This is a genomic window from Streptomyces sp. NTD91, assembly GCF_059510455.1.
The window spans coordinates 103476-130126 of the sequence record NZ_JCAJZW010000001.1; the positions used below are offsets into that span (position 1 = coordinate 103476).

18 protein-coding genes and 1 pseudogene are annotated in these 26651 nt (G+C 72.6%); 7 read left to right on the forward strand and 12 right to left on the reverse strand.

All coding sequences use genetic code 11. The annotated features are described in order from the left end of the window. Positions 1–35 precede the first annotated feature (35 nt). The 3 genes from AC5WRT_RS00465 to AC5WRT_RS00475 form a co-directional block, all read right to left on the reverse strand. A complete protein-coding gene (locus AC5WRT_RS00465) occupies positions 36–1529 on the reverse strand; it encodes a protein kinase domain-containing protein (protein ID WP_496099888.1) in 1494 nt (497 codons plus the stop codon). Between the two features lie 38 nt (positions 1530–1567). Continuing rightward, positions 1568–2203: a hypothetical protein gene (locus tag AC5WRT_RS00470; protein WP_496099821.1), complete on the reverse strand. Its 636-nt coding sequence runs from the start codon at positions 2201–2203 to the stop codon at positions 1568–1570. Between the two features lie 166 nt (positions 2204–2369). Then, complete coding sequence (locus AC5WRT_RS00475) at positions 2370–4772, reverse strand: N-6 DNA methylase (protein WP_496099822.1); 2403 nt, start codon at positions 4770–4772, stop codon at positions 2370–2372. Positions 4773–4961: 189 nt separating this feature from the next. On the opposite strand from AC5WRT_RS00475, the gene AC5WRT_RS00480 reads away from it, so the two are divergent. Both AC5WRT_RS00480 and AC5WRT_RS00485 read left to right on the forward strand, forming a co-directional pair. After that, the gene (locus AC5WRT_RS00480; protein ID WP_496099823.1) at positions 4962–5672 is read left to right on the forward strand and encodes an Rv1352/Rv1906c domain-containing protein; all 711 of its coding nucleotides are present in this window, start codon (positions 4962–4964) and stop codon (positions 5670–5672) included. A 170-nt stretch (positions 5673–5842) separates the two neighbouring features. Beyond that, entirely contained in the window at positions 5843–6562 is a 720-nt protein-coding gene (locus AC5WRT_RS00485) for a hypothetical protein (protein ID WP_496091585.1), read from the forward strand. A 90-nt stretch (positions 6563–6652) separates the two neighbouring features. Here the strand turns inward: AC5WRT_RS00485 and AC5WRT_RS00490 are convergent, their stop codons facing one another. The 4 genes from AC5WRT_RS00490 to AC5WRT_RS00505 form a co-directional block, all read right to left on the reverse strand. Continuing rightward, entirely contained in the window at positions 6653–7369 is a 717-nt protein-coding gene (locus tag AC5WRT_RS00490) for an HNH endonuclease family protein (RefSeq protein WP_496091586.1), read from the reverse strand. Between the two features lie 225 nt (positions 7370–7594). Beyond that, the gene (gene mfd, locus AC5WRT_RS00495; protein WP_496091587.1) at positions 7595–11128 is read right to left on the reverse strand and encodes a transcription-repair coupling factor; all 3534 of its coding nucleotides are present in this window, start codon (positions 11126–11128) and stop codon (positions 7595–7597) included. A 289-nt stretch (positions 11129–11417) separates the two neighbouring features. Further along, positions 11418–14000: an ABC transporter permease gene (locus AC5WRT_RS00500; protein ID WP_496091588.1), complete on the reverse strand. Its 2583-nt coding sequence runs from the start codon at positions 13998–14000 to the stop codon at positions 11418–11420. Beyond that, positions 13997–14785 carry an ABC transporter ATP-binding protein gene (locus AC5WRT_RS00505; RefSeq protein ID WP_496091589.1) on the reverse strand — a complete coding sequence of 263 codons (789 nt, stop codon included), beginning with the start codon at positions 14783–14785 and terminating at the stop codon, positions 13997–13999. The genes AC5WRT_RS00500 and AC5WRT_RS00505 overlap by 4 nt, the downstream gene beginning before the upstream one ends. Positions 14786–15180: 395 nt before the next feature. Between AC5WRT_RS00505 and AC5WRT_RS00510 the strand changes: the two are divergent. The 3 genes and pseudogenes from AC5WRT_RS00510 to AC5WRT_RS00520 all read left to right on the forward strand — a co-directional run. Next, positions 15181–15618 (forward strand): annotated as a pseudogene (locus AC5WRT_RS00510) (MFS transporter); the annotation flags it as partial. Between the two features lie 201 nt (positions 15619–15819). Next, positions 15820–16299 (forward strand): DUF485 domain-containing protein, encoded by a 480-nt coding sequence (locus tag AC5WRT_RS00515; RefSeq protein ID WP_496091590.1) that lies wholly within the window; start codon positions 15820–15822, stop codon positions 16297–16299. Positions 16300–16358: 59 nt separating this feature from the next. After that, positions 16359–17939 (forward strand): sodium/solute symporter, encoded by a 1581-nt coding sequence (locus AC5WRT_RS00520; protein WP_496099889.1) that lies wholly within the window; start codon positions 16359–16361, stop codon positions 17937–17939. Between the two features lie 16 nt (positions 17940–17955). Here AC5WRT_RS00520 and AC5WRT_RS00525 read toward each other — a convergent pair whose 3' ends face one another. The 4 genes from AC5WRT_RS00525 to AC5WRT_RS00540 form a co-directional block, all read right to left on the reverse strand. Next, entirely contained in the window at positions 17956–18843 is an 888-nt protein-coding gene (locus tag AC5WRT_RS00525; RefSeq protein WP_496091591.1) for a DivIVA domain-containing protein, read from the reverse strand. Positions 18844–19032: 189 nt separating this feature from the next. Beyond that, positions 19033–19953: a dihydrofolate reductase family protein gene (locus tag AC5WRT_RS00530; RefSeq protein WP_496091592.1), complete on the reverse strand. Its 921-nt coding sequence runs from the start codon at positions 19951–19953 to the stop codon at positions 19033–19035. Between the two features lie 65 nt (positions 19954–20018). Beyond that, positions 20019–22814: an SUKH-4 family immunity protein gene (locus AC5WRT_RS00535; protein ID WP_496091593.1), complete on the reverse strand. Its 2796-nt coding sequence runs from the start codon at positions 22812–22814 to the stop codon at positions 20019–20021. 10 nt (positions 22815–22824) lie between these two features. Further along, positions 22825–23820 carry an SMI1/KNR4 family protein gene (locus AC5WRT_RS00540; RefSeq protein WP_496099824.1) on the reverse strand — a complete coding sequence of 332 codons (996 nt, stop codon included), beginning with the start codon at positions 23818–23820 and terminating at the stop codon, positions 22825–22827. A 263-nt stretch (positions 23821–24083) separates the two neighbouring features. Between AC5WRT_RS00540 and AC5WRT_RS00545 the strand changes: the two genes are divergently transcribed. Together AC5WRT_RS00545 and AC5WRT_RS00550 are read left to right on the forward strand one after the other, a co-directional pair. Next, positions 24084–24599, forward strand: coding sequence for a YwqJ-related putative deaminase (locus AC5WRT_RS00545; protein WP_496091595.1), 516 nt, complete (start codon positions 24084–24086; stop codon positions 24597–24599). 52 nt (positions 24600–24651) lie between these two features. Beyond that, positions 24652–25197 carry an SUKH-3 domain-containing protein gene (locus AC5WRT_RS00550; RefSeq protein WP_496091596.1) on the forward strand — a complete coding sequence of 182 codons (546 nt, stop codon included), beginning with the start codon at positions 24652–24654 and terminating at the stop codon, positions 25195–25197. Positions 25198–25206: 9 nt separating this feature from the next. Here the strand turns inward: AC5WRT_RS00550 and AC5WRT_RS00555 are convergent, their stop codons facing one another. Next, positions 25207–26508, reverse strand: coding sequence for a sensor histidine kinase (locus AC5WRT_RS00555; protein ID WP_496091597.1), 1302 nt, complete (start codon positions 26506–26508; stop codon positions 25207–25209). Between the last annotated feature and the right edge of the window lie 143 nt (positions 26509–26651).

Consider the following 26651-nt stretch of genomic DNA (forward strand, 5'->3'; position numbering starts at 1 on the left):
TGGTTGAGCGAAGCGCAACGTATCAACTGCCGCCGCTAGCCCCGCACCTGGCCCAGCCACTGGAGGGTGCGCCGGATCTCCAGGGCCATCGGCCAGCCGGGCCCGTGCAGCCTCTCCACGTCCATCAGCAGCCGGGCGAGGGTGTCGTGGGCGGACGTACGGTCACCGAGGGCGAGCAGCAGATGGCCGATGCGCCGGCGCACCTCGTGGGCGAGCTGCGGGTCGCCGGAGACGTACTGGTTCTCGTAGTACGGCAGCAGCGTGCGGTACTCGGCGAGCGCCGCCGCCGGCTGGCCCAGCTGCTCCAGGCACTGCGCGGCCTCGTAGCGGTAGCGCAGCGACTGCGGGTCGGCCCGGCCGGCCTCGGCGGCGCGTTCGTCCGCGAGCCGGCGCAGTTCGGGCAGCGCGCGCCGGTACTGCCCGTCGTCCATGAGCGTGGCCGCGTACTGCTTGCGCAGCGTGCGCACGACCGGGGAGTGCTCGCCGTGCTGCTCGGCGGCGGCCGGCAGGATGGCGCCGAGAATGTCCACGGCCTGGGTGATGCGCCCCTCCCCCAGCAGCCGCTTGACCTCCTCGACGGCAGCGGCGACATCGGGCTTCTCGGCCACCGGCGGCGCCGGAGCGACGGGGACGGGCTGGGGCGCGGGGGTCCGCGCGCGGTCCGGCCAGGGAGCGTGCGGGCGCAGGAAGGGGCGCGTGGGGTCCAAGGGGGCCCCGGTGGGCGTCCCGCGCGCGGGCAGGAGCGCCGCCAGGTCCTCGTACACCTCCTGCGCGGACGTGGGCCGGTGCTGCGGGTCCTTGGCGAGCAGGCGCAGGACCAGCGCCTCGAGCGCCTCGGGAACCTCGGAGCGGACACGGCGCACCGGCAGCGGCGGCTCGTACAGGTGCCGGTGCAGCACCCCGAGCGCCGTGGAACCCGCGAACGGCACGTCCCCGCTGAGCAGTTCGTGCATCAGCACCCCCAGCGCGTACAGGTCCGTGTACGGGCCGACCGCCCCGCCCATCGCCTGCTCCGGCGCCATGTAGGCGGGCGAGCCGATCGGGGAGCCGGTGTGGGTGAGCCGCGTGGTGTCGGTGTCCATCACGGACGCCACGCCCAGGTCCAGCACGGTGACCGTGCCGTCCTGCTTCACCATCACGTTGCGCGGCTTGAGGTCACGGTGCACGATCGGCACGGCGTGCACGGCACTCAGCACGGCGCACAGCTGCGCGGCCACCGCGACCGCCCACTGCCACGGGTAGGGGTCGTGCTCGGCGAGATGGTCCGAGAGGTCGGCGCCGTCGACGTACTGCATGACGAGGAACAGCTCCTCGCCCTCGCTGCCCGCGTCGTGCACGGTCACCAGGCCGGGGTGGTCCACCTGCGCGGTCACCCGGCACTCGCGCATGAACCGGCGGCGCAGCTCCTCCGCCTCCTGGCCCGCCACCTTGTCGGGGCGCAGCAGCTTCACCGCCACGCGCCGGTCGAGCCGCCGGTCGTACGCCGTCCACACCTGGCCCATGCCGCCCTGCCCGATGAGGGTGGACAGTTCGTACCGGCCGGCGACGACACGTCCTGTCGCCACGCTCACCTTCCGCCCTCGGAGCCGTCGTCACGGCCCTCGTGCTTGCGCAGGTAGTCGCTCAGCTCGTCCAGTTCGGCGCGCACCTGCTCGATGTGGCTGGGCGCCGGGCGCTGCGGCGGCTGGGGCGCGGGCGCGTGCGGTACCGGCGGCGGGGTGTGCGGGGCGACCGGAGCCGGCGGGAACGGCGTGTCGTGGGCCGCCCTGCCGATCGGGACGGTCGCCGCCGTGTACGGGTTCACCGGGCCCGGAAAGGCGTAGCCGCCGTGCGCCGACGCCTGGGCCGCGTACGCCTGCCGCCGGCGCGCGTAGTGGCGGATCTCCGCGGCGAGGTAGTACACCATCGTGCCCACCAGGGTGCCCAGCAGCAGGACCAGGCCGAAGTAGCCGAGCGGGGTGTGTATGTCGTCGCCGGATTCGGTGCCTATGAGCACCAGGCTGAGGATGTCGGCGACCAGCGCGGCGCCGAACAGGCACCAGTCCACCGCCCGCCGTGTGACGGCCGCCAGCCGCAGCGGCATCACCCAGGCCAGCAGGCCCATGCTGAAAAACCCGGTCGCCATGAACAGCACACGCAGCAGAACCAGCCACGCGGTGTGCGGCGGCTGCTTCACCGGCTGTCCGTAGCCGAGGCCTTGCATGACTGCTCCTGATGCCTGAAGTGGGCGTACACGTCCGACCGGCGTGCTCCCCCGGGAGGAGAACGCCGGTCGTGCGATTGTCGCTTCGAGCATATGACCCGGGACCGACGAGGGCACGGACAAGCCCCCCGGCTGTACCGAACCGTTGTCCTGTCCGTGCCGGCGGTCAGCCGGGCGCCACCGTGCCGTCCGTCAGGCCGTCGTACGTCCCGCGCACGAGCTGCTCCCCGAGCCGGCTCGCCTGGCGCAGCGCCCGCTCGAACTCGTCGAGCGCGCGGAAACGCGCGCCGTAGCGCCGCTGGTCGTCCAGCGTGAGCCGGGGCAGTTGCAGGCGGCGCACGTCCAGCCGGGTCGCGGTGGAGGCGTAGCTGCTGGCCTGCCGGTTGTTCGCGGTACCGCGCAGGAACCCGGCGAGGAACCACGGGTCGAGCGCCGCCCGATCGGGGCGCAGCAGCACGAGGTTGCGCCCCAGGGCGGCGCCTTTCGTGACGTCGTCGATCACGCGCGCCACCGAACCGCCGCCCAGCACCGGTACGACGACGTCGCCCGGCTCGGTCAGCACGGCCTCCTCCTCGCTCTCCGGGAGCGTCCCCGAGGGCTCGGTACCGGCGAGGACGTCATGGTCGGTGAGCACGGGCACACGCGCGCGACCGCCGTTTCCGCCGGTGCGCATCATCAGCGCTCCCCCGCGCGCGAGTTCACCGATGGTGGTGAGCGGCCAGCGCGCGCCGGGCGCGGGGACGGCGGGCGGCGGAGTGAGGTCGGTGGTCAGGCGCAGGGTCTCGCCGAGACGCTCGCGCACCGCCGTGAGCTGCTCCGCGCCGTCGGCCACGGCCGCCGGCGGCAGATGACGGGCGGGAGCGAGGTCGACGTCGTCGTCGAGGAGTTCGATGACCGGCACGGAACGGGCGAGTCCGGGCCGCTCCGTCAGCCGTCCCGCGCGTTCGAAGTCACGCCAGGCGTCCAGGACGGCCTCGCGCACGGCCGGCCAGTCCGGGCCGCCGCGTCCCTCTCCGGCGAACCTCCCGGTGTCCACGAGCAGCACCTCGGGCGACGCCGGCGTACGGTCGGGCCGGCGCAGCACCCACACGTGCAGCGGGATGTTGTACGGCGGCGCCGCCCCGACCGGCAGCGCGACCACGGCCCTGAGCGCGCCCCGGCGCAGCAGGTCGGCGCGGATCCGGCGGCCGGAACGGCGGGAGGCGGCGGCCGGCGGCATCAGCAGGACGGCGGCGCCGCCGTCGGTCAGTCGGGCCAGCGCATGCTGCACCCAGGCCAGTTCGGACTCGGTGCGGGCCGGGAAACCGTACTCCCAGCGGGGGTCGTAGGCGAGTTCGTCGTGGCCCCAGTTGCGCTCGTTGAACGGCGGATGGCACAGCACCGCGTCCGCCCGCAGCCCCGGGTAGGCGTCGGCGCGCAGGGTGTCACCGGCCGCGCCGCGCACGTCGGCCCGGGAGTGCAGCGCGAGCCGCAGCGCGGTGAGCGCGGCCAGTTCGGGGGCTCTGTCCTGGGCGTACAGCTGCTGGCCGGGGCGGGTCTCCACGGCCCGCAGCAGCGCGCCGGTGCCGCAGGCGGGGTCCAGGACGGTATGGGCCGGACCGGCGAGGTCGGCCATGAGACCGGCGAGTTCGGCCGGGGTGAGCGTGTACTGGCGGGGGTTGGCGTCCAGGTGCCGCCCCAGCAGGAACTCGAACGCCTGCCGCGCCCCGATCTCGGCGGCCAGCTCGGCCGCGCCGCGCAGCAAGGGGGCGGAGGCGAGGAGTTGGGGGCCGGTGGGAGTGCGCAGGGCGGGGGCGGCGGGGGCGTGGGCGGGGGCGGAGGCCGGGGTGTGAACAGGGCTTCCGGTGTTCACAGGCCGGGCGGGGGGTGCGGCGTTCACAGCGGCGGGTGCGACTGCCGCGTTCACGGCGGCTGCCGGGGGGCCCGCGTTCACACCGGGAGGTTCGGAGACGGGGTTCACACCAGAAGTGTTGTGCCCCCTGTTCACACCGGACGCCGCTGGGCCTTCGTTCACACGGGGTGTCCTGACGTCGGTGTTCACACCGGGTGTCACAGCTTCCGGATTCACACCGCCCCCCGTCGGGCCGTCGTTCACGCCGTCCCTCTGGCCGGCCGTGTTCACACTGGCCCCCGCCCGCACCGACCGACCGCCGCGCACCCCCCGCCCGGGCGCGCTGCCGAAGCGCGGAGTCAGTACCTGCTCCAGCGCGCCCGGCAGGATCGCGGCGAGGCGGGCGTCCGAACCGGCGCTCGCGTCGAGCCAGACCGTGGGGCGCTCGTGGATCAGGAGCAGGGCGCAGCCCGCGTGCACCAGGGCGGTCAGCGGGCCCTCGGGGTGTCCGACGAGTTGCTGCCAGACACGTTCCCGCAGCGGGACCTCGGCGAGTTTGCCCTGCTTGCGCAGCCAGGCCTCGACCTCGGCGAGAGCGAAGGACGGGCTGGTCTCGGTACCGCCGACCGGTTTGGGGAAGTCGGCGTGCCGGCGGCGCCAGTTGCTGACGGCGGCCCGGCCCACTCCGGCGAGCCGGGCGATTCCGGCTGCGGTCACCTCTGTCGCGTTGTCCTGCACCGGCTCGCTCCCCTCGTCCCGTGTGTGCGCTGCCGAGCATACCGGCGTACACAGGAGCAGTGCATTCACGGCGTGTACTCACTTGGTTATGTGAACCGTGTTGACTCGGTTCACAGCATCTGCTGTTATTGACCAAGCGAACGAGCGGCCACCGGAGGGGGAGGCCGCCGCTGTGGGGAGGGATTCGCCATGGGCATGAAGGCCAAGGTCGCCCTGGGGGCCGTCGTGGGGATCGTCGTCATCGGTGCCGTGTCCGCGAACGCCGGAGGCAACGGCAAGGACGGTCGTTCCGGCGGCAGTGGCAAGGGTTCTTCCGCCTCCGCCGAGCACACCGGGGGGACGAAGGACACGAAGGCCGACAAGGGCTCGGGCGGCGGGCAGGCGGCCGGGAAGAAGAAGGCCGCGTTCGCCGGGGACGGCCAGTACCGGGTCGGCTCGGACGTGAAGCCGGGCACCTACCGCACGACCGGCAACACAGACGACGGGTGCTACTGGGAACGCGCCAAGGACGCCAAGGGCGAACTGGAGTCGACGCTGGCCAACGACAACGTCACCGGCACCAGCTACGTGACCATCGAGCCCACCGACAAGATCTTCAAGTCCAGCGGCTGCGCGGACTGGGAGGCCGTCGACCCGAAGGCGAAGGGCGCGCCCGCCTCCTCGATGGACGGCGACGGCGGCATGTACAAGGTCGGCACCGACATCGCTCCGGGCACCTACAGGTCCACCGGCAACCCCGCCGACGACAACTGCTACTGGGAGCGCGCCAAGGACGCCGAGCACGGGCCGAACTCGGTCATCGCCAACGACAACGTGACCGGCACGGCCATCGTCACCATCAGCCCGGGTGACGCCTACTTCAAGACCACCGGCTGCGGCACCTGGAAGAAGACGGCCTGAGCCCCCCGCCTCACGCCCGCTCACCGCTCACCGCTCACCGCTCACCGCTCACCGAACTGTCCCACTGGAGCCGGCTGTCCGGGCTCGAACCCGGGTGGCCGGACCGGCTCCGGACACCGTACGGAACGCCGTACACACATCCCCGTACACCCAGCACCTGAAGGACTGTCATGCGTCTCGCCCCCCGTGTCGCCACGCTGCTCGCCGTCGCGGCGCTTCCGCTGGCCCTCACCGCCTGCTCCTCCGGTTCCTCCTCCGACGCCGGCGGGGCGAGCACCGCGCCGACCAAGGCGAAGGACCCCGACGCCGGGCTCCCCACCGGCACGCAGCTGAAGAAGGCGCTGGCGCCCGCGTCGGTCCTCCCGGCCGGGTTCGCCCCCGAGGCCGACGGCGCCTCGGACACCGGCGGCACGTTCCTCGACCCCTCGGGCCGCAGCACGGCGAAGCCGGACTGCACCCGGCTGGAGGCCACGTCCTGGATCCAGGTGACCGGTTACAAGGGGGGCGTGTCGTTCGCGCAGAACGACTACGTGAACCACGGCAAGACCGAGGAGATCGCCCAGGAGATCGACGCGTTCCAGGGCGGCACCGCGACCGCGGTGCTGAAGCGGATACAGGCCGTCGCAGCCGAGTGCGCCACCTTCACGGACACCGACGCGCACGCCAAGGTGAAGCTCACTGGCACATCCGCGGCCGGGCTCGGGGACGAGGCCTACACGATGACGCTGACGAGCGGCTCCTGGCAGAACGGCACCACGCTCATGGCGGTTCGTTCCGGGAACTCGGTGATCACCGTGCTGTCCACGGCGGGCGCCGACAACGGTGCCGCCAGCGCGAAGAAGGTGACGACGCAGATCCTGAGCGCCCTCAAGGCCCTCAAGACCGCCTGACCGGCGCCCCGTAGGAGAACGCGGCACCCGCTCGCCTCGCAGCGGGTGCCGCATCCGCATGTGGCCGCCGGGCGTCGCGCGAGACGCCGCTCAGCGCGCGCGGAAGCGGGCCGGGGCCTTGGTGGGGTTGCCGCCCGCGGGGAGTTTCTGGCCGGGGCAGCCGCTGAGGACCTTCTTCATGGCGGCCTTCTCGGCGGCGGTGACCCACAGACCGTACTTCTTCTTCACCGCGACCTGGTCGGCCACGTAGGTACAGCGATAGGCCTTGTTCGGCGGGAGCCAGGTGGCAGCGTCGCCGTCGCCCTTGCCGCGGTTGGTGCTCGCGTCGACGGCGATGAGGTTGAGGGGGTCGTTGGCCAGGGCTATGCGCTTTGCGGCGTCCCAGTACTCGGCGCCCTTCTGCCAGGCGTCGGAGAGGGGGACGACATGGTCGATGTCGACCTGGCTGCTGCCGCGCCGGTAGGTGATGTCCTTGCCGGAGTAGGGGTCGGGATCGAGCAGTCCGTAGGAGACCTTGCAGGTCCCGCCGGTGAACCTCACGTCCTTCAGGTCGCGTTTGAGGATGTCGTCGCGGGTGTCGCAGGAATTGGAGTCGGTGTCCGCCCAGGCGGTGCCGAACCGTTCCCGCGAGTAACCGGTCCTGGGCGCCCGGCCCTTGACGGCCAGTGAGTCGACGGCGGCCAGGGTCGCGCCGGGGCCTCCGGTCGACGCGGGGTCGGAGGACCCGCCGGTCTTGTCCGTCCTGCAGCCGGCCACGGCGACCAGTACGGCCGCGGCGGCGACCGCCCCGCCCCTCAGACGCGTCACGGTACGTCCCCCTTTGCCGCCCAGGTCCGCCCGTCGGACTCGGGCGGAATCGTTCCGTCCCTTACCGTAACCGCCGCGCGGCCGACAGCGGATGGGGAGGAGAGCGGCAGTTCGGGGCGACGGGCGGTGGAACGGGGGCGTGGCGGTGCCGTGCGGGGTGGCGCGGCCGGTGTGCGTCCGCGCCCGCTCACACCGCGCCGCTCCGCTTGCTCCGCCTCCCCCGCGTCACGACCCCAGGACCGAGGCGAGGAACTCGCCCACCCAGCCAAGCAGTTCACGACCGACCAGCGGCTTGCCGCCGACCTTCGCGGTCTTCGGGCGCGGGACCAGCACCTGGTGCACGGCCGGCTTGATGACCGTACCGGGGTAGAGGCGCTTGACCCGCAGTTCCTGCGACTCGCGCAACTCCACCGGAGCGAAGCGGATGTTCGCGCCCTGGAGGACGATCTCGCCGACGCCGCAGGCGCGCGCCAGCATCCGCAGCCCGGCCACCAGCAGCAGGTTCTCCACCGGTTCGGGCAACTTGCCGTAGCGGTCGGTGAGTTCCTCGCGCACGGCCTTGACGTCCTCTTCGGAGTTGGCGGAGGCGATGGCGCGGTAGGCCTGGAGGCGCAGACGCTCGCCGGGCGCGTAGTCGTGCGGGACGTGCGCGTCGACGGGCAGCTCGATCTTGACCTCGAGCGGCGGCTCCTCCTCGATCTCGCCGGTCTCCAGCTGGCGTCGGTAGTCGGCGACGGCCTCGCCGACCATGCGGACGTACAGGTCGAAGCCGACGCCCGCGATGTGGCCGGACTGCTCGCCGCCGAGGAGGTTGCCGGCGCCGCGGATCTCCAGGTCCTTCATCGCCACGTACATGCCGGCGCCCATCTCGGTGTGCTGGGCGATGGTGGCGAGCCGTTCGTGCGCGGTCTCCGTCAGGGGCTTCTCCGGGGGGTACAGGAAGTACGCGTACCCGCGCTCGCGGCCCCGGCCGACGCGGCCGCGCAGCTGGTGCAGCTGGGACAGGCCGAAGGTGTCGCCGCGCTCCACGATCAGGGTGTTGGCGTTGGAGATGTCGATGCCGGACTCGACGATCGTGGTCGAGACCAGCACGTCGAACTTCTTCTCCCAGAAGTCGACGACGACCTGCTCCAGCGCGGACTCCGACATCTGGCCGTGAGCCGTGGCGATGCGCGCCTCGGGGACGATCTCGCGGAGCCGGGCGGCCGCGCGGTCGATGGACTCGACGCGGTTGTGGATGTAGAAGACCTGGCCCTCGCGCAGCAGTTCGCGGCGGACGGCGGCGCCGATCTGCTTCTCCTCGTACGGTCCGACGAAGGTGAGCACCGGGTGGCGCTCCTCCGGCGGGGTGGTGATGGTCGACATCTCGCGGATGCCGGTCACGGCCATCTCGAGGGTTCGCGGGATCGGCGTCGCGGACATCGTGAGCACGTCGACGTTGGCGCGGAGCTTCTTCAGCTGCTCCTTGTGCTCGACGCCGAAGCGCTGCTCCTCGTCGACGACGACCAGGCCGAGGTCCTTGAACTTCGTCTCGGAGGAGAACAGGCGGTGGGTGCCGATGACGACGTCCACCGAGCCCTCCCTGAGGCCCTCCAGGACGGCCTTGGCCTCGGTGTCGGTCTGGAAGCGGGAGAGCGCCCTCACGTTCACCGGGAACTGCGCGTACCGCTCGGAGAACGTCCCGAAGTGCTGCTGCACCAGCAGGGTCGTCGGCACGAGGACGGCGACCTGCTTGCCGTCCTGTACGGCCTTGAAGGCGGCCCGCACCGCGATCTCGGTCTTGCCGTAGCCCACGTCACCGCAGATCAGGCGGTCCATGGGGACCGACTTCTCCATGTCCTCCTTGACCTCGGCGATGGTGGTGAGCTGGTCGGGGGTCTCGGCGTAGGGGAAGGCGTCCTCCAGCTCGCGCTGCCAGGGCGTGTCGGAGCCGAAGGCGTGGCCGGGGGCGGCCATGCGCGCGCTGTAGAGCTTGATCAGGTCGGCGGCGATCTCCTTGACGGCCTTCTTCGCGCGTGCCTTGGTCTTCGTCCAGTCAGCGCCGCCGAGCCGGTGCAGGGTGGGTGCCTCGCCGCCGACGTACTTGGTGATCTGCTCCAGCTGGTCGGTCGGGATGTAGAGGCGGTCGCCGGGCTGGCCGCGCTTGGCGGGCGCGTACTCCACGACCAGGTACTCGCGGGTGGCGCCCTGCACGGTGCGCTGCACCATCTCGATGTAACGGCCGACGCCGTGCTGCTCGTGGACGATGTAGTCGCCCGCCTCCAGGGTGAGCGGGTCGATGGTCTTGCGGCGGCGGGCCGGCATGCGGGCGCCGTCGCGGCCGGCGGTGCGCTGGCCGGACAGGTCGGTCTCGGTGAGCACGGCGAGCCCGAGGACCGGATCCACGAGGCCGTACTCGATCGAGCCGCAGGAGACGTGCACCACCGACGGGCTCAGTTCGCCGAGGTCGGCGTCCAGGCGGGCGGCGATGCCCTCGTTGCCGAGCACCTCGACGGTGCGGGCGGCCGGGCCGTGGCCCTCCGTGACGAACACCGTGCGCCAGCCGTCGGCGAGCCAGCCCTTGGTGTCGGCGAGAGCCCGGGCGGTGTCGCCGCGGTAGCTCTCGGGCGCGTGCATGCCGAGCTTGAGGGTGTCCGCGTCGAGTTCTTCGTCGGCGGCGAAGGGTGAGACGGACCACCACATCATGTCCAGCTCGCGCGCGCGGTCGCGGACGTCGGCGATGGACCACAGGGACGCGGCGCCGACGTCGATGGGGGCCTCGCCGCCGCCCGCGGTGGCCGCCCAGGAGGCCTGCAGGAACTCCTGGCTGGTCGCGACGAGATCGGCGGCACGCGTGCGTACTCGCTCCGGGTCGCAGACCACCGTCATGGCGCCCTCGGGGAGGACGTCGAGGAGCAGTTCCATGTCGTCGACCAGGACGGGGGCCAGGGATTCCATGCCCTCGACGGCGATGCCCTCGGCGATCTTGCCGAGCAGTTCGCCCAGCTCGGGGTGCTCCTCGGCGAGGGCACGCGCGCGTGCCCGGACGTCGTCGGTGAGCAGCAGCTCGCGGCACGGCGGCGCCCACAGACCGTGCTCGGCGACTTCGAGGGAGCGCTGGTCGGCGACCTTGAAGTAGCGGATCTCCTCGACGTCGTCGCCCCAGAACTCGATGCGCAGGGGGTGTTCCTCGGTGGGCGGGAAGACGTCCAGGATGCCGCCGCGCACGGCGAACTCGCCGCGCTTCTCGACGAGCTCCACGCGCGCGTAGGCGGCGGCCGCGAGGGCTTCCACGACATCGTCCAGGTCGGCGGTCCGGCCCGTTCTCAGGGACACCGGTTCCAGGTCACCGAGGCCCTTGACCTGCGGCTGCAGCACCGAACGCACGGGGGCCACGACGACGGAGACCGGCCCGGTCTCCGGGTCGTGGGCGCTGGGGTGGGCCAGACGCCGCAGGACGGCGAGGCGGCGGCCGACGGTGTCGCTGCGCGGGCTGAGCCGCTCGTGCGGGAGGGTCTCCCAGGAGGGGTACTCGACGACGCCCGCCGCGGGCAGCAGGGAGCGCAGGGCCGCCGCCAGGTCCTCGGCCTCGCGGCCCGTGGCCGTGACCGCGAGCACCGTACGGCCGGCCTCGCGGGCCAGGGCGGCGACCGTGAAGGGGCGGGCCGCCGGGGGGCCGACGAGGTCGATGTGCATGCGGTTGCCGTCCGCGGCCGCCGAGATCGCTTCCGCGAGGGCGGGGTCCTTGACGACGGCGTCGAGCAGACCGTGCAGGCTCATGGGGCTTTTTCCGTCCAGGGGTGGGCAACGCAAGCAGCCCGGCGCGGGGGGCGGCCGGGGGTGTCCAGCCTACGACTCCGTCGGGGGGTGGCGTCGGGGCTGTGGACAACCTCCGCGTTTCCGGTGCCGGTGCCTCGGCGGGTCTTCCCGGGGCTCCGGCCCCTGGACCCCCGTTCCCCACCCGCCCACCAGAAGAACCCGGTGCCGGGAAGTCCTGGTGACTTCCCGGCACCGGGTCTCCCCCGCAACCCCCGTATGCGGTGGTCGTGGTGTCGGCCGGTCCTCGGTACTAGTCCGTGGCGATCGCGTTCAGGACGTTCATCCGGCCCGCCCGGAACGCCGGGATCAGTGCGGCGAACAGGCCCACGAAGGCCGAGGCGACGAAGACCGTGACGATCGTCGGCCAGGGGATCTCGAGGATCTTCAGGCCTTGCAGGGCGAGGAGCTTCTGGGCGGTGGCGCCCCAGCCGATGCCCAGGCCGAGGCCGAGCAGGGCGCCGAAGACGGCGATCACCACGGACTCCAGGCGGATCATGCGGCGCAGCTGGCGGCGGGAGAGACCGATGGCCCGCATCAGGCCGATCTCCCGGGTCCGTTCGACCACCGACAGGGCCAGGGTGTTCACGACACCGAGGACCGCGACGATGATCGCGAGGGCCAGCAGGCCGTAGATCATGTTCAGGAGCTGGCCGATCTGGTCCTTCAGCGCCTTCTTGTAGTCGGTCTGGTCGCGCACGGTGAGCTGCGGGTAGTCGTCGTGCAGGACCGACTTCAGGGACTTGTAGGCCGCGGCCTGCTGTCCGTTCTTCGCGGTGGCGAAGACCAGCTGGTCGAGCGGCATCTTCGCGGCGGGCACGTACCTGGCGAGGGTACTGATCGACGTGTACATGGCACCCTTGTCGATCACGTCGTCGCTGCTGGTGACGGCCCGGACCATCAGGTGGGCGGTGGAGCCCTCCTTGAACGCGACGGTGATCTCCGATCCGACGTGGATGCCGTGGGCCTTGGCGAACTTCTCGGGGACGGACATCGAGTCGGGCAGGTAGGCGTCGGCGAGGTTCCCGGCGACGGTCTTCTTGCGCAGGTCGGTCGCGTAGGTCCGGTCGGCCGCGGTGATGTCGGTGTCCTTGAGGGTCCGGCCGTCCGGGGTGGTGAAGTCGGCCTGGGTGGGCTTGTACTCGGTGACCCGGGCGAGCCCGGGCGTGTCCTTGATGAGCTTGACCGCCTGGGGCACGACGCGCTGGCCGTTGTCGCCCTGGATGATGAAGTCCGTGCCGACGGTCTTGTCGAGTTGGTCGGTGGCGGAGGCGACCATGGAGGAGCCGACCACCGACAGGCAGGCCACCAGGGCCAGGCCGATCATGAGGGCCGCGCCGGTGGCGCCGGTGCGGCGCGGGTTGCGCAGCGCGTTGCGCTCGGCCATGCGGCCGACGGGTCCGAAGATCCGCAGGATGACCGCGCCGAGGACCCGGACCAGTCCGGCGGCGAGCAGCGGGCCGATGACGACGAAGCCGATCAGCGTGGTGACCACGCCGAGGCCCAGCCAGCCGGAGCCCGCCTCGGCCTTGTCGGCGCCGGCGGCGACGTACAGGCTCCAGCCGCCGACGGCGGTGAGGAGCAGGCCGATCACGGCGCGGACGGTCCCGGCCTTTGCGTCGGCCGGGGCGCCGGCGTCGCGCAGGGCGGCCATCGGGGAGACCTTGCCGGCGCGGCGGGCGGGCAGGTAGGCGGCGAGGACGGTGACCACGACACCGAGGAGCAGGCCGACGGCCGGGGTGGTCCAGGCGACGGTCAGGTCGTCGGTGGACAGGTGCATGCCCATCTTGCCCATGAGGTTCATCAGGCCCACGGCGATGCCGACGCCCGCGCCGACACCGAGCACCGAGCCGATCACGCCGAGCAGCAGCGCCTCGATGAGCACGGACCGGTTGACCTGTTTGCGGGAGGAGCCGATGGCGCGCATCAGGCCGATCTCCCGGGTGCGCTGGGCGACCAGCATGGAGAAGGTGTTGATGATCAGGAAGATGCCGACGAGGAAGGCGATCCCGGCGAAGCCGAGCATCGCGTACTTCATGACGTTCAGGAAGCTCTCGACGCTCTTCTGGTTGGCGTCGGCGACCTCCTTGGCGGTCTGCACCTTGTAGCCGCGGCCGAGGACTGCGGTCACGTTCTGCTTCAGCCTGTCGTCGCTCACGCCCTTGGCGGCGGTGACGTTGACGTTCGTGTAGACGCCGGTGCGGCCGATCAGGGTCTGCTGGGCGGTCCTGGTGTCCAGGTAGAAGATGGCCGCGCCGGGGTTGGTCACCTTGAAGGCGGCGATGCCGGACACGCGTGCGTGGTGCGTGCCGACGACCGAGATCATGCCGATGTCGTCGCCGAGCTTCAGGTGGTGCTTGTCGGCGGTGTCCTCGTCGACCATGACCTGGTCCGGGCCCTTGGGCGCGGCACCGGAGACGATCTTCATGGTGCGGGCGTCGTTGCCGTTCCAGCTGCCGACGATGGTCGGCGCGCCGCTGCTGGGCGACAGTTTGTCCTTCGTGGCGTCGACGACGGTGACCGAGGTGGAGAACACCGTGCCCTCGGCCTTCCGGACGCCCTGGGCGCCGCGGACCGTGCCGACGACGGAGGCCGGCATGACCGGCGGCTTGCCGGTGCGGGAGGTGGTCTCTCCGGTGTCGGAGGAGTCCTTCGCGCTGACGGTCACGTCCGAGGAAGTGGCCTGGAAGAGTTTGTCGAAGGTGGTGTTCATCGTGTCGGTGAACACCAGGGTGCCGCACACGAACGCCACCGACAGCAGGACCGCGACCGCCGAGAGCGCCATCCGGCCCTTGTGCGCGAAGAAGTTGCGCAGCGAGGTCTTCACGACGGTCATGACGTGCGCCCCCGGGCGTCGAAGTCCTTCATGCGGTCGAGGACCTGATCGGCGGTCGGCTGGTACATCTCGTCGACGATCCGGCCGTCGGCGAGGTAGAGCACGCGGTCGGCGTAGGAGGCGGCGACGGGGTCGTGGGTGACCATCACGATGGTCTGGCCGAGCTCGTCCACCGAGTGGCGCAGGAAGCCGAGGACTTCGGCGCCGGCGCGCGAGTCGAGGTTTCCGGTGGGCTCGTCGCCGAAGATGATCTCGGGGCGGGCGGCGAGTGCGCGGGCCACGGCGACGCGCTGTTGCTGGCCGCCGGAGAGCTGGGCGGGCCGGTGCTTGAGGCGTCCGGCGAGGCCGACGGTCTCCACCACGCGGTCCAGCCAGGCCCTGTCCGGCTTGCGGCCCGCGATGTCCATGGGCAGCGTGATGTTCTCCATGGCGTTCAGCGTCGGCAGCAGGTTGAACGCCTGGAAGATGAAGCCGATCCGGTCCCGGCGCAGCTGGGTGAGCTTCTTGTCCTTCAGGCCGGTGATCTCGGTCTCGGCCAGATGGATCCGACCGCTCGTCACGGTGTCGAGGCCGGCGAGGCAGTGCATCAGCGTGGACTTGCCGGACCCCGAGGGGCCCATGATGGCGGTGAACTGGCCCCGCGCGATGTCCACGTCGACGTGATCGAGGGCGACGACACGGGTCTCGCCGGACCCGTACGCCTTCACGACCTGCCGCGCCCGCGCGGCAACGGCCGTAGGCCCTCCAGTGCCCCCGTGCCTGGGAATGGTCACAGCCGATGTCACGGTATGTCTCCTATGTCGGTCAGCGAGTCGGTGAGTGGTCGGTACGGCGTCGAGTCTCGCGGTCGGCGGGGCCGTCGCGCGCTGGTGCGAAGCCCCCTCTTTCCCGGGGGATAACCCCACCCCGCCGGTGCGACCGGCCGTCTCCCAGCGGCGTAAAGCCAGGTTAAGGACGACACCGGCCCCGTCTCGTCCTCCGGCGGTACGAACCCTCCCCGAGCCGTAGTACGGAGGAACCCCTAGGGGGCGTCCACCGTCGGGTGGAGTCGTCCTCGGGGACGGCTCCACCCTTCGACCCAGTGAGCCTCCACCCTCCCGTCGCGTCAGGGGCAAGTTCCGCGGGGCGCGGGAAGCTGTCGTACCGGCGGACGGGTGCAGGGGGCACGGGAGGGGATCCGGTGGGCAGGACGACACCCGCGGCACGCGACGGCGCCGTCGGCGAGCGGGGCACCCGGCGCCGGCGCGCCGTCGTCGGCGCGCTGATGCCGGCGATGGCGCTGGCCGCGCTGGACTCCACCGTCGTCGCCACGGCCGTACCGCAGATCGTCGGCGACCTCGGCGGGTTCTCGGTGTTCTTCTGGCCGTTCTCCGGCTATCTGCTCGCCGCGACCGTCACGCTCCCCGTCCACGGAAAGCTGTCGGACACCTTCGGCCGCAAGCCGGTGCTGGTGACGGGCGCGGCGCTGTTCCTCGCGGGCTCGCTGCTGTGCGCGGGCGCCTGGAACATGGCGGCACTGATCGCGTTCCGGATCGTGCAGGGCCTGGGCGGCGGGGCGCTGCAGGGCACCGTGCAGACGCTGGCCGCCGATCTGTACCGGCTGGCGGAGCGCCCACGCTGAACGGCCCACCGGGAAGCGCAGGTTAACGCGGGTAACACTTCCGGTGACGGCGGGTTTGCGGGCAGCAAGCGCATACCGACCGGCCAGTTCGGTGAAAACGCCGCGCACCGACCGGACCCGCGAGTACCGTGCGTGGCTCCGCCCCCCACCTCCCTGCGGTCCGCCGCCACGGACCCGAGCCACGCAAGGAGCCCCGGGATGTCACACGACCCGCCGCACCCGTCGTACGACCCGTCCCAACCGTATGCCGACGCCTTCCCTTCCGCCCGCGACCGGCCCCCCACCGCGTACGGCCCGCCGCACCTCACCTACCCCTGGCAGCCGGCTCCCCCGCCGCCGCCCCGCCCGGGGCGACGGATCGACCGCAGCCCCGTCGGCCACCACAGCGACCTGCGGGTGCTGCGCAGCGCCTACCGCTGGCAGCGGCGCACCGCCACCCTCACCGCGCTCGGCTACTTCACCCTGTTCCTGGTCCTGTCGGCGTGGGCGCCCGGGGTGATGACGCGCACGGTCGCCGACGGCATCCCCGTCGGCCTGCTGCTCGCCGTGGCCCAACTGCCGGTCACCTGGCTGGCGATCGCCCTGTACGAGCACACCGCCCGCCGGCACGTCGATCCGCTCGCGGACCGCATCCGCAAGGAGGCCGAACTGAACGCACGCCGGGGAGCGCTCCGGTGACCGCGGCAGGCACACCCGCCGTGGGAGGATTCACCGGATTCAGCGGCTCGGCCCAGTCCATGTCGTTGGTCGCCTTCTCCACCGTCGCCACCGTCACCCTGCTGCTGTGCGTGATGACCGGCCCCGACCACGACGACCTCGACGAGTTCTACACCGGCTACGGCTCCCTGTCCCCGCTGCGCAACGGCCTGGCGATCGCCGGCGACTACATCTCCGCGGCCACCGTCCTCGGCACCGGCGGAGTGATCGCCCTGTGCGGCTACGACGGCGTCGTCCTCGCCCTCAGCACGGCGCTTTCGCTGATGCTGCTGATGTTCCTGCTGGCCGAACCTCTGCGCAACGCGGGCCGGTTCACCATGGGCGACGCGCTCGCCCGCCGGCTGCCGGGCCGCTGTGTGCGCATCACGGCCTGCGCGGTGACCATCACCGCGCTGCTGCCGCTGATGCTGGTCCAGCTCGCCGGGACCGGGCAGCTGATGGCGTTCATCCTGGGCTTCACCGACGGTCCCCTGAAGACCGCGTGCGTCGTCGGCCTGGGCGCGCTGATGATCGCCTACGCGGCGATCGGCGGCATGAAGGGCACCGCGCTCATCCAGATCCTGAAGATCGTGATGCTGGTCGGTTCGGGCGCCGTCGTCGCCCTGCTGATCCTGCGCCGCTACGACTGGGACCCGGGCGCCCTGTTGGCCGCGGCCGCGGCCAACAGCGGGACCGGGCCCGCCTTCCTGCACTCCGGCGTCGAGTTCGGCACCTCGGGCACGTCCCGTCTCGACATGGTCGCCTCGGAGCTGACCGTGGTGCTCGGCGGCGCCTGCCTGCCGCACGTCACCATGCGCATGTACACCGCCTCCAGCGCCCGACAGGTCCGCCGCTCCATGTCCTGGGCGGTGTCGATCGTCGCCCTGTTCGTGCTGGTCATCACGGTGGTCGGGTTCGGCGCCACGGCGCTGGTGGGCCGCACCGCGATCGCCGCGGCCGATCCGCAGGGCAACACCGCCTACCTGCTCGGCTCGCGGGCGGTGTTCGGCGCCGACGTGTCCGCGGCCGAGACGTTCCTGTTCACCATGGTGACGACGGCGATCTTCCTGACCCTGCTCGCCTCGGTCGCCGGGATGATCCTGGCCTGCGCCAACTCGCTCGCCCACGACGTGTTCGCGGCCCGCGTGCAGGAGATGCCGGCCCGGCGCGAGATGGCCCTCGCCCGCCTCTCGGCGCTCGCCACAGGCGTGCCGACGATCCTGCTCGCCACCCTGGTGCAGCACCACAGCCTGCAGCCCCTGGTGACGCTCTCCTTCTGCCTGGGCGCCTCCGCCATCGCGCCCGCCCTGGTGTACGGGCTCTTCTGGCGCCGCTACACCCGCAGCGGACTGCTGGCCACGCTGATCGGGGGCACGCTGACCGTGCTGCTGCTCATGCCGGGCACCAACCTGGTCTCCGGATCACCCGTCTCCGCCTTCCCGCACGCCGACTTCAACTGGTTCCCGTTCACCACCACCGGCATCGTCTCCATCCCGGCCGGCTTCTTCTTCGGCTGGCTCGGCACGGTGGTCTCCGGCCGCGCCAAGGCGGAGCGGCAGCGACGCCAGTACGAGGCGGTGGAGGGGTGGATCCTGGCCGGTGCGGTGCGCAGGGGCGGCTGACGGGCGCGGCGGGGCGTCATTCCGGGGCCGCCCGGCCCGTCAGCGAGTGCAGCCGGCTGCGCGCGTGGTCCATGTGCTCCCGTACGACGTCCCAGGCCTCCCCGTGCGCGCGCAGCACCTGTTCCGTCTCCAGGGCGATGTGTTCCTCGCGCAGACGCGCGTCGGCGATGATCCCGGCGGCACGCGCGTGCGCCTCCTCCTGGCTGCGCAGCGTGTACTCCTCCGCCTCCTGCAGGGCCCGCTCGGCGTCGGACAGTTCCTTCTCGGCCCGGCACATCCGCTCGGCGAGCCGGGCCTGCAGCGCGGCGGCCCGGCCGGCCTCCTCGCGCTCGGCCCCGGCCCACCGCTCGGCCAGCTCCCGGGACTGCTCGGCGAGCATGCCGGTGGTGTGCTGCCGTACCTCCCGCACCGCGGCGAGCACCTCCGAGCGGCCTTCCTTCACCTCGCGCCGGGCGCCGGTGCGCAGGTCGTCGGCCTCGGCGCGCGCGGCCAGGAGCCGGCGGCGGGCGCGTTCGTCTGCCTCCGCGCGGAGCGCCTGCGCCGTCTCCCGCGCCTCCCGCCGTACCTCCTCCGCATGCGCCCGCGCGTCCTCGACGTGCTGGTGCGCCTCGCGTCGCGTGCGCTCGCGCAGCTGCGCCGCCTCCTCCAGCACGAGCTGGAACACCCGGTGCGCGCGCTCCCCGAGCGACTCGTACGTCTGCGGCGGGAGCTGGGCGACGGTCTCGCGCAGCCGCGCGGCCTCCGCCTCCATGTCCTTGGCGAGCACGGTCAGCCGCGCGGCCCGCTCCCAAGCGGCGTCGCGGTCGTCCGACAGCTCCGCCAGGAACGCGTCGACCTGCTCGGGGCGGTAGCCGCGCCCCCGGACCGTCACGAAGCCGTGCGGTGACATCGATGCGCTGCCCACCCTGGGGACCCCTCTCCACCGGACATGCACGACAGGATGATTTCGCGCATATCCTGATGGATCGGACGTAAACGTTCATAACGCGACACTCCGCAGTCGCGTCACGCTCCGAACGCTCCGGATCCCACACCCCGCGATCGGCGGACGCCGGGCGCACCGACTGCAGCACGTCCGACGCGGCGGCGGCGGTCAGGCAACGGCACCGTTTCGTGCCGCTCGCGCATGGCGGGTGAGGACGGCGGCGCCCACCCGTTCGGCCGACCGGCACTCCAGCTCGGCCGGCGGGCCCCCGGCCGGGAACAGCCGCCGGCCCTGCCCCAGCACGACCGGGAAGGTCAGCAGCCGGTACTCGTCGACCAGGTCCTCCTCCCTGAGCGCGTCCACGACGGCGAGGCTGCCGGTGACCACCACGTCCCGCCGCTCGGCCCGCACGGCGTCCGCCGAACCGCCCTTCAGCTGCGTCGAACGGGACCACTTCGACACGTCCGGGGTGCCGCGGGAGACGACCAGCTTCGGTACGGCGTTCATCCGCGCGGCGAACACGTCGTCCCGCCCCGGCCACAGCCGCGCGAACAGCTCCCAGGTGGTACGGCCCAGCAGCAGGACCCCTTCGTTCCAGCACCCGGCCGAGCCGGAACTTGTCCCCCGCGACCGCCTCCGGGCCGTGCCGGAAGGCCCAGCCGCCGTACGGCGTACCCACGGACCCGTCCGGGTCGGACACGATCCCGTCCAGGGTGACGAACTCGATGACGACGCCACCAGCGCCAGCCGCAGATCCGCGCGCGCCTCCACGTCGAACCGGGCATCCGGGAACGGCTCCAGCCACGGCACGTCCCACGCGGGCGTCAGCGGCGCCCCGGGATCGTCCGAGGGTGCCCCGAGACCGGACGGCAACGGGCGGCGCGCACGGCTCTCCAGCGCGTTCAGGCAGGCGTTGGCCGCGATGCGGTACAGCCAGGTCCGCACGGAGGCGCGCGCGGGGTCGTAACGGTCCCGCGCCTTCCAGGCCCGCAGCATCGTCTCCTGCGTCAGATCCTCGGCCTCGTGGAACGAGCCCAGCATGCGATAGCAGTACGCCACCAGCTCGCCCCGGTACGGCTCGAAGTCCACCGGCCCGATCATGCCCTCCACGCGTGCGTGGAGGGCATGATCGGCTCACCTGCCGTCCGGCTCGCCTACAGCAGCCCGTCCCACATCTGCTCCAGCAGCACCGACCACCAGGTCTCCGGCGAACCCAGCGCCGCCGGGTCCAGCGCGGCCAGCTGCGCCTGGAAGTCGACGGTCCAGCGGCCCGCCTGCTCCTGGTTCAGCCCGAACCGCAGCCGCCACATCCGGCCCAGCAGCGCCAGACAGCGCGCGAACTCCGGCAGCCCGGTGTTCACGAACTGCGGCGGCACCGGAGCGCCGCCCGGCCCCGCCTCCACCGGCACGGCCACGATGTTCGCGGTGCCGTACTGCACACAGATCGCCTTGCCGAAGTCCGTGCCCATCACCAAATACGAGCCCGCGTCCGCCGCCGGCTGCACCCCGCGCTCGGCCGCCAGCTCCGCCAGCGTCGGCACCGGCCGGCCCGGCTGGGCCTGCGCCCAGAAGAACGGGCCCATGTCCACCGGGAGACCGGCCACGACCAGCGTGTGCGCCACGATCGGCGGCACACCCTGCCGCGACACCGCCTGCTGCTCGAACCGGAAGATCCCCGGTCCGAAGGCCGCCGCCAGCTCCTGCGCGATGCCCTCCGGCGGCACCGGCGGCACCGCCTGCACCGGCGGCAGCGGCGCCCGCACCGGTGCGGGCCGCGCCGGCCCGTCCGCCACCTGGTGCAACTCGCCCTGGTGCGCCAGCAGTTGCTGCATGCCCTGCTGCCGGCTCGCGTGATCCGTGCCGTACGGCGCGATGCTCGTGATCCGCGCCTGCGGCCACTGCTCGCGGATCATCCGCGCGCAGTAGGCACCCGGCAGCTCGCACGACTCCAGCTCCGTGTGCAGCTCCAGCACCTGGTCCGGCGGTACGTTCATCGCCCGCAGCTCGTGGAAGATCTGCCACTCAGGGTGCGGCGTGCCCGGCGCCGAACGCCGGATCAGCTGCTGCTCCGAACCGTCCTGCGCCCGGTAGCGCAGCACGGCCTGATAGCCGGGGCCCACCGTCGGCTGCCCCTGCTGCGGATATCCGTACGCCGGGGCCTGACCCGGCGCGGGCATGCCCGGCGGCGGCATCGCACCCGGCGGCATCGGCTGCGGGGCGCCCGGCATGCCGAGCGCGCCGGGGGCGGGCGGCGGCGGGGGCGCGCCCGGACCGGCCACCGGGGGCCCGGCCAGCACGGTCTCCGCGTGATGCACGGCCCCGCCCGGAGCACCGGGGGCGCCGGGACCGGCAGGCACACCCGCGGGCTGCGGCGTGCCTGGGTCGCCGGGAGCCATGGGAGTGCCCGGGGCGCCCGGAGCCGCGGGAGCGCCCGGCCCGGGAGGCATGCCGGGGGCACCCGGTGACTGCGGGGTGCCGCCGCCCAGCAGGCCGGGGTCGGCGAACACGGTCGCGGCGTGGTGCACGTCGCCCGGAGGCGCGGCCGGCGGATTGGGGGCACCCGGAGCGTTAGGCGCACCCGGCACGCCCTGTCCCCCGGGACCCTCCGGACCCAGCGCCGACACCAGCTGCGTCGGCACATACCCGCCGGCGGGCGCACCCGGCGCGGGCGGCGTCGCCGCGCCCCCCGGGCGCACGCCCGGGGTACCAGGGGCCCCCGGCGGCGGAGGCGGCGCACCCGCACCACCCCGCGCCTTCCTCGGCGGCGGCGCGGCCTTGCTCGTCGCGGCATCGGCGATGTCCCCGGCGTTCGGCGCGAGCCGCCGCGCCGACCCCCCCGCGTCCGCCGTCGCCTGCGGATAGCCGTACCCCGGAGCACCCTGCACAGCGCCGGGACCGGGCGGATAGCCGTACGTCGGGGCACCCGGGGCCGACATCGGCGTGCCGCCCTGCGCAGCCCCCGGAACAGCAGGGGGCGGGGTGCCGGGTGCCGACGGGTACCCGGACACCCCCGGCTCGGGCGCACCGGGAGCCGCAGGCTGCTGCGGAGAACCGTACGGCGGCGTACCGGCCGGCCGCGGAGGCGTGCCCTGCGCAGCCCCCGGCGCACCACCCGGTGCGGACGGGCCGCCCGGCGCGTGCGAGGGGTCGAGGGCCGGCGCGACCGCCGTGGCCGGCAACTGGCTGCCCCCCGACATCAGCGCGGTCTTGGCGTCCGGTGCGCTGGCCGGCGGCCGCGGAGCCTCGTCGGAATCGCTCAGCGGCGGTGCGAACACCGTCGCCGGCAACGGCACCGACCGGTCGTCCTCAGCCGGGCCCGCGTTGGTGTCCGTACCGGCCCAGGGCGTGGCCCCCACCGGCACATCCGCCACGGGCGGCGCATCCGAAGGAGCCGGCGCACCCGAAGCCCCACCAAAAGCCCCGTGCGCCCCGGAACCCGCCGGCGCCCCGGCCTGCGTCCGGGCGAGCCCCGCCCCACCGGCCGAAACCCCGCCGGCGGCACCCGACGGCCCGGCACCCGACGACTCCGCACCGGAGCCCGGACCGTCCCCGCCCTGCGGCCTCCGCTCCCCGACACCCAGCTTGTCCGCCGCCTCCTGCAACCACTCCGGAGGCGTCAGCAGGAAGGACGTCTGATTGAGATCCACCCGGGCCGCCGCCGGCGCCGGAACCGCGTCCTGCGGCTCCTCACCACGGCCGTACTCCTCCTCGTACCGGCGGATCACCTCACCCACCGGCAGACCGGGCCACAGCGTCGCCTCCCCGCTGTCCCGGGCGATCACCAGCCGCTGCGCACCCGCGTCCGAACGCGGACCCTCCGCCCGGTCCTCACCCCACACCACGAAGCCCAGCTCGAACTCCCGCACCCGCACCTCACGATGCTGGTACGCCGGGACCTCGCCGTTGATCCACTCCTCGGCGCGCTCCTGCGCCTGCGCGTAGGTCACCATCGCCTGAAGCTCACTCCCCCACCACGCCGGACGACACCGGAACGACGCGCGCGAAACCACCGTCGACCATCAGATGCGCCACCGTCTCCAACTCCGGTGGACTGCCCGCCAACCGCGTGAGAAACGCGTCGAAATCCTCACCGCACGGCAGCAGCAGACGCTCCACCCGCTCCGCCGGCGCCCACGACGGATCCACGTCCCGCACATCGTCGTACGCGCAGAACCACACCGAACCCAGCCGCTCGCCCTTCACCTTCACCGCGAGCAACCCGCCCTGCACGAACGCCACCCCGAGATAATCCTTCGTCAGATGGTCGCGCAGACACTTGTTCACATACACCAGGTCGTTGACCGCCGCCTCGTCACGCACGGTGAAGAACGGCTGGTCCAACAACAGACCCAGCTCCGCGTCCAGCGCCGTACCCACCGGCGCACACCCGCCCGCCGCCTTCAGGAACGAGCGATACGCACCCGGCAGCCGGTACCCCAGGTCCTCCTCGACCCCCTGCACCTGCGCCTCCGACACCGCCACACCCGACTTCGGCAGCCCGAAATGCGCCGGCCGCGTCTCCTGCAACGGCCGCGTCCCCCGCTTGCCATGGTCCACCGGCGCCGTCGCGACCCCACCGTGATGCCGCAACAACGCCTTCACCTCGACCGGCACCAACTCCAGCCGCCGCGAACCCGCCACGTGATGCCACGTCCAGCCATGCGGCGTCGCCACACCCGGCACCGTGTCCCACAACTCGTGCCCCGCCGCCGCCAACGCCGCGTTCGCCGACACGTAGTCCGTCAGCCGCAACTCGTCGACACCGAAACCCTCCGGCGGCTCGGCGATCTCCACCGCCACACGCGCGTACGGAGAGAAATCCGGGTAACCACACTCATCGACCCGTACCCCTCTCGGGTGACGCGCCGCCCGCACCGGATCCGGAAAGTGCACGACCTGCCCGGCATAAGCCGCGTTCGGCGGCGCGGCTTGCTGCCCGAGCCGACCTGTCGTCATGGCGGTAGCCCCCTGCGGCGTCATCTCTGGCCTGAACGGCGGTGTCGATCGCGAACGCCGACAGCCTATGCGGTACGCCCACCCCGGTCACCGGCCCACCAGACCCCGGCGAAACCACCCCTCCGCACACCGTGACCAGCCGTCACCCCACCGTGACGACCACCCCCGACCCGGGCGTGTCGCACCGCCCCAGCTTCCGCACCAGCCACGCCCTTTGGCACCCTGTGTCCTTCGGGGGGATGCCCGGGGAGGGAAGAACGATCATGAATACCTTGCGAACCGGAGGTACGGACGTGCGGGCCGGCGACCCACGCATCGGCTGGAGCAGCACCGACACACACCCCGCCCCCACCCTCCGCCACCGCCGCGACGGCATCCTGCCCACCGTCGCCGCCGCCCTCTCCGTCCGCGGCGCCACCCTCACCGGCACCGCCGCCCGCGGCGACCAGCCCCCACCCCTGCACCCCCTCGTCCAGGACTTCCTCGACACCCTCACCAGCGCCCAACGCGACCGCTTCACCGGCCGCTGCGCCGAAACCATCCTCATCTCCCGCCACCTCACCGCCGCCGACGCCACCCGCAGCAGACGCGCCGCCCGCAAACCCATGACCAACGGCGAAGCCCGCAAAGCCCTCAAACACGCCAAACTCACCGCCCGCCGCATACGCGAGGACGGCGACCCCCTCCACGGCAGCTTCGCCACCCCCTGCCGCGCCTGCACCGCCCTCAGCGCCCACTTCGGCGTCCGCATCGTCGACCCCACGGCAACCGACGGCTGAAAACCACCGTCACCCCGAGTACCACCCCGCCGACACGACGAACGAAGGGCAGATGCACCCCGACAACGCCACCACCCCCAAGCTCCCCGCCGGCCACGAGTACGCGACCGGGGCCGGGACCGCCCCACCCCGCTTCCCCGTCCCCGTCGACGCCGCCCTGCGCACCGCCGGCTGGCAACCCGGACGCTGGGACATAAAACAAGCCGAAATCTGGGCCGACGCCCTCCGCGACCACACCTCACCCGCCGGACACCGGCACACCGTCTTCCCCGCAGCCGTCGAAGCCTGGGCCGAATTCGGCGGCCTCAGCATCACCCCCCACGGCCCCGGCCGCCAGATCGCCCCCACCACCCTCCACCTCGACCCCCTCCACGGCCTCCACCACGCCCGCACCCTCGGCGACCTCGGCCGCGCCCTCGGTACCGAACTCTGTCCCCTCGGCCAGGAGACCGACACCACCGCCGTCCTCGCCATCGACACCGAAGGCCGCGTCTACACCGTCGACCACACCGGCGACTGGTACGTCGGCCCCGACATCGACCACGCCCTCACCACCCTCATCACCGGCATGGAACCCGTACGCCTCACCGCCGGCTGACCAGAGCTCCTACGCCGCGGGAATCACCGCCGACACCCGGAAACCCCCCGCATCCGTCGGCCCCGACACGAACACACCGCCCAGCGCCACGACCCGCTCACGCATCCCCACCAGACCGTTACCACCCGACGGCAACCCCGCCGCCGACGCCGACCCCGGCTCCGGCGGCGGCTCGTTCTCCACCTGCATCGCGATCTCCGACACCCGATGCGCCAACCGCACATGCGTCTTCGCGCCCGCCGCGTGCTTGTGGACGTTCGTCAAGGCCTCCTGCACCACCCGGTACGCCGTCTGCTCCACCGCAGCCGCATACGACCGCGCCTCCCCCTCCACCGACAGATCCACGACCATCCCCGCCGCCGCCGACTGCCCGATCAACTCCTCCAGCTCCGACAACGACGGCCCCTCCTCCTCGCCCGCCCGCGACGCCGCGACCGCGGCCACCTCCCGCACCGCGGCCAACGGCACCCCCGGCACACGCCGGCCCGGATCCTCCCCCGCCCGCAGAACCCCCAGCATCTGCCGCAACTCCGTCAACGCCTGCCGCCCCATGTCCCCCACCAGCGCGGCGTTGCGCACCGCCTTCTCCGGATCCTTCCGCGCCACCGCCTGCAACGCCGCCGCGTGCACCACCATCAGACTCACCCGGTGCGCGACCACGTCATGCATCTCACGAGCGATCCGCGTCCGCTCCTCGTTCCGCGCCCACTCGGCCCGCTCCTCCGCACGCTCGGCCAGCAGCTGGAGCTCCCGCTCCAGACTGTCCGCCCGCTCCCGCAGGCTCTCCATCAACCGCCGCCGCGCCCCCACATACAGCCCCAGCAGCACCGGCGGCGCCGTCAGACCCAGCGCCGTCGTCACCGCCGCGAACGGCACGAACCAGTCGCCCAGCGTCAGATCACCGCGCGCCATGTCCTGCCGCACCCGCACGAACGTCACCACCGCCGTGCCCACCAACGACATCCCCGCAAGCGCACCGATGACCCGGCGCGGCACCTCACACGCCGCCAGCGTGTACAGACCCACGATCCCCAGCAGGAACCCCATCTGCGCCGGCGTGATCGCGATGGCGACCAGCACCACCGCGACGGGCCACTTCCGCCGCACCAGCAACACCGACCCGGCGACCACCCCGAAGACGATCCCCACCGCCACCGGAACGCCCGCGTCCCGCGCGAACGGCACACCCTCCGCACCGCACTCCACGGCAGACACCAGCGCCAGACTCCCGTCCAGCGCCGCGCTGCGCCACCTGGCCCACCACCACGGCCCGCTCCCGGCCCTGGCGTGCTCTTCCCCCGTCGTGGTCATGCCCTCCAGCCTACGGGCGACGCCTGCGCCTTTTCCGGTGACTTTCACCGACCTCCACAGCCCTCGGCCCGTAACCGAACGACATCGAAACCCACCAGAATCACTCGAACTGGTGAACCCGTCCCATCCGATCCCGGAACCGG

Excerpts from the sequence above, each read along its gene's own strand:
- AC5WRT_RS00555 (WP_496091597.1), bottom strand. The coding sequence starts at position 26,508 with ATGACCACGACGGGGGAAGAGCACGCCAGGGCCGGGAGCGGGCCGTGG.
- AC5WRT_RS00535 (WP_496091593.1), bottom strand. The coding sequence starts at position 22,814 with ATGGTGACCTACGCGCAGGCGCAGGAGCGCGCCGAGGAGTGGATCAAC.
- AC5WRT_RS00520 (WP_496099889.1), top strand. The coding sequence starts at position 16,359 with ATGTCGTTGGTCGCCTTCTCCACCGTCGCCACCGTCACCCTGCTGCTG.
- AC5WRT_RS00500 (WP_496091588.1), bottom strand. The coding sequence starts at position 14,000 with ATGACCGTCGTGAAGACCTCGCTGCGCAACTTCTTCGCGCACAAGGGC.
- AC5WRT_RS00470 (WP_496099821.1), bottom strand. The coding sequence starts at position 2,203 with ATGCAAGGCCTCGGCTACGGACAGCCGGTGAAGCAGCCGCCGCACACC.
- mfd (WP_496091587.1), bottom strand. The coding sequence starts at position 11,128 with ATGAGCCTGCACGGTCTGCTCGACGCCGTCGTCAAGGACCCCGCCCTC.
- AC5WRT_RS00485 (WP_496091585.1), top strand. The coding sequence starts at position 5,843 with ATGCGTCTCGCCCCCCGTGTCGCCACGCTGCTCGCCGTCGCGGCGCTT.
- AC5WRT_RS00480 (WP_496099823.1), top strand. The coding sequence starts at position 4,962 with ATGGGCATGAAGGCCAAGGTCGCCCTGGGGGCCGTCGTGGGGATCGTC.
- AC5WRT_RS00545 (WP_496091595.1), top strand. The coding sequence starts at position 24,084 with ATGAATACCTTGCGAACCGGAGGTACGGACGTGCGGGCCGGCGACCCA.
- AC5WRT_RS00540 (WP_496099824.1), bottom strand. The coding sequence starts at position 23,820 with ATGACGACAGGTCGGCTCGGGCAGCAAGCCGCGCCGCCGAACGCGGCT.
- AC5WRT_RS00515 (WP_496091590.1), top strand. The coding sequence starts at position 15,820 with ATGTCACACGACCCGCCGCACCCGTCGTACGACCCGTCCCAACCGTAT.
- AC5WRT_RS00550 (WP_496091596.1), top strand. The coding sequence starts at position 24,652 with ATGCACCCCGACAACGCCACCACCCCCAAGCTCCCCGCCGGCCACGAG.